The 2,954-nt window shown below is 67.8% G+C and carries 3 protein-coding genes and 1 tRNA gene; all 4 read right to left on the reverse strand.

Features of this window, described 5'->3' with window-relative positions:
* A partial coding sequence (locus tag VGD44_RS07260) for an SDR family NAD(P)-dependent oxidoreductase (RefSeq protein WP_331085384.1) occupies positions 1 to 396 on the reverse strand: 396 nt, incomplete at its 3' end.
* 220 nt (positions 397 to 616) lie between these two features.
* Positions 617 to 701 (reverse strand) — tRNA-Leu (locus VGD44_RS07265).
* Between the two features lie 372 nt (positions 702 to 1,073).
* Complete coding sequence (locus VGD44_RS07270) at positions 1,074 to 1,694, reverse strand: carboxymuconolactone decarboxylase family protein (protein ID WP_331085386.1); 621 nt, start codon at positions 1,692 to 1,694, stop codon at positions 1,074 to 1,076.
* Positions 1,695 to 1,835: 141 nt separating this feature from the next.
* Entirely contained in the window at positions 1,836 to 2,570 is a 735-nt protein-coding gene (locus VGD44_RS07275) for a helix-turn-helix transcriptional regulator (protein WP_331085388.1), read from the reverse strand.
* Positions 2,571 to 2,954 lie beyond the last annotated feature (384 nt).

The raw sequence follows: 2,954 nt of genomic DNA on the forward strand, positions 1-2,954 counted from the left end.
GCGTAGGCACAGGAACGTACCCCGCGCATTGACGGCGTGCATGCGGTCCCACTCCTCGACGGGCATGTCCATGGTGGCCGCCTTCAGCCGGTAGGCGGCATTGTTGACCAGGATGTCGACACCGCCGAACCGCTCGGCCGCGGCCGCGAACGCGGCTCGCACCGCTGCCTCGTCGGCCACGTCTACTGCGACGCCGAAGGCCGGCCCGATCGCCGCGATCTCCGCCGCCGTCGCGGCAGCCGCGGCTCCGTCCAGGTCGGCGACGATGACCGAAGCGCCCACGGCGGCGAACAGCTCGGCCGTGGCGCGGCCCAGGCCCGAGGCCGCGCCGGTGATCAACGCGACCTTGCCGTCCAGCCTGAACGGCGCGAGGGCGTCTCCCGACGGATCGTCCACGAGCGTCTCCCTATGTCCGACCCCTTCGCGGGGTTCTGTCCCGGCGCTACGACACCACGCGCCATGTGCACCTGCACGCTACGCCGACCCACCGGCGGCGGTCAACTACGTAGTAAACGTAGTAAGATGATTAAACAGAGAGATGCGGATGATACTCGGCGGGGCGGGCAGGACCATCGAGCCTATCCTACGGTCAATTCGAGCCGAACACGGAGTGCAGTGGTGCGGGCGGTCGGACTCGAACCGACACTCCGTACGGAAGCGAATTTTAAATCCGCCGCGTCTGCCAGTTCCGCCACACCCGCCGCTACGCCCGGGGGCGGTAAGCTTACGTATGGCTAGGCGCGCGGGACCCGGTACGCTGACCCAACCTCGCGCCTCAGGCGCTCGCAGGCCGGGTAGGCGCGTACAACTTTTAAGTCCCACACAATCCTATAAGTAGCTGATTTAATTTATATAATCTCCGCGTAACGGTCCAGTGTGTAAGAGAGTGTGCAACTGGGCCGCGTGACCGGAGCGGAACCGGACGTTCGCGGATCCGCAGCCAAGGTCAGCTTCCTCCAGGCGTTGCGGGAGGCGACCCCCCGGGCAAGTTGAGCGCCTCTGCCCAGGCCGTCAGGCCACCACCGCTTCGTGAAACCTCCCTTTACGCGGGAGGGCCGAGATTCCTGGCGGCCTTACATCCCAGGCTCGGGTGAGACGCCGCGGTTCACGACCACCGGGCGGCCCTGCCACGGTCCGACGGCCTCCTGCGAGCGGTCCGCGAACGCCTCCGGGAGGTCCTCGACCATGTCCCACGTGGCGGCCAGGCGGCCGACCCCCACGCACCAGGCCGCCCAGAGCCCGAGCTCGACGATCTGCGGCTCGCTGAAGGTGGTCCGCAGCCGGTCGTAGACAGCGTCGTCGATCGAAAGGTGGTTCGTCGCAAGCCGCTCGCCATAGTCGATCGCCAGTCTCTCCGCTTCCGAGAGGTCGGGCGCCTCGAACGGCTTCTGCAGGGAGCAGACGGCGCCTTCGTCCAGGCCGTCGTCCACGGCGCTGGCGTAGCGGATCGCCATGCAGCTGCGGCACTGGTTGTGGAAGGCGATCCGCAGCCGGACCAGCTCCATGAGCCGCTCCGGGAGGGTCCGGTTGGCGCGCAGAGCCTGATTGTACTGTATCATGGCCATCGACAGCACCGGCCGGTGGGCGGTGATCCGCGTGACGCCCAGCTCGATCTGGCTGGGCGCGCTGTCGCCGAACACGCCCTTGAGCGTCTCCGGCCAGGTCTCGATCGGCAACAGGCTGAGTCTGGCCATGGGGTTCCCTCCGCTTCCCCCGGTGCGTGGCGCGCCCGGGCGCCGAGGTTTCGCCCCGGCTTGCATCCTTCGAGGGTTGCGGACCGGCCCTTCGCAGGCAACTCGCCCGATCTGGCTATGGCGCTCGTCGCGGACGCCGTCCTAGGGCAGCCTGCCGATGATCCCGAACTGGGTCGCCAGCGCCACGGCGTGGACCGTATTTGCGGCGCGAAGACGCTCCACGATGACCCGAAGGTGCTGGCGAACGGTATGGGCGGAGATGTCGAGGATGGTCGCGGTCTCCTGAACGGTCTTCCCGTTCGCCAGCCAGTAGAGGCAGTCGACCTGCCGGTCGGAGAGATACGCGAGTTCGCGCCCGCGCGCGCTCGCCGTCTGCTCGTGGAGAGGCTGCAGGATCGCCATGAACAGATGGCCGATCGTCAGGAGCTGGTCACCGCAGGACTCCAGCACGGCGTCGAGATCAACCGGGTCCTGCGTGCACCACAGGACGCAGGCCGTCCGTCCCAGCACCAGGTGAACGGGGACGGTGATCTGCGCGACGACGCCGAGCCGGTCCGTGTCCTTCTTCATCTGCAACTGCGCCGGCGTGGGTGCGGCGAGGGACTCCCAAAGCTGGGCATAGACGCTGCCGAACGGCATGTTCTCGAAGCGGCACCGCAGGTAGATCGGATGCTGGCGCACATAGGCGCGATCGAACCAGTTGTCGGTCATCCACGCGGGCCAGCCCAGCAGGTCGGCGATGCGCCGGCCCTGCTGGTCGTACACGGGCGAGTTGGCGGAGACGTCGTTCAGCGCGCACGGAAGCCGCATTCCGATCACGTCGCCGGTCTCACGCAGGCAGTCGACGGCCGCCGCCGCATCCGCGGCCGCTCGCATCCTGTTCACCAGACGCTGAAGCTGCTGTCGCACCGCCGTCCTCAGCCGATCGCCGGGTCCCGTCGGCACCCTATGGGAGGCGCAGCCGGGGATCTGCGCAATGGGGTCAGACACGTCTGCGACGATTGCGTCATTGGGCCAGACATCGGCGTCTCGAGCTAGATCGAGGCGTCCACCTTCGTAAAGCCCTTCTGGAAGGCGTCAGGCCGCAGCGTGTCGGTGAAGTTTCGGCGAGTAGACGCTAGGCCGCCGCCGGCCTTCGCTAACGCCGGCCCTTCCAGTGCGCGTGCAGCACGCGGAAGCTCGCCACGACGCCGCCGGCGATGAGGAAGATGCCGCCCACAAGGAAGGTGTCGGACATCGCGCCGCCGGGCTGGGCCCAGC

This window comes from Phenylobacterium sp., assembly GCF_036402295.1.
In the GTDB taxonomy this organism is placed as follows: Bacteria; Pseudomonadota; Alphaproteobacteria; order Caulobacterales; family Caulobacteraceae; genus Phenylobacterium.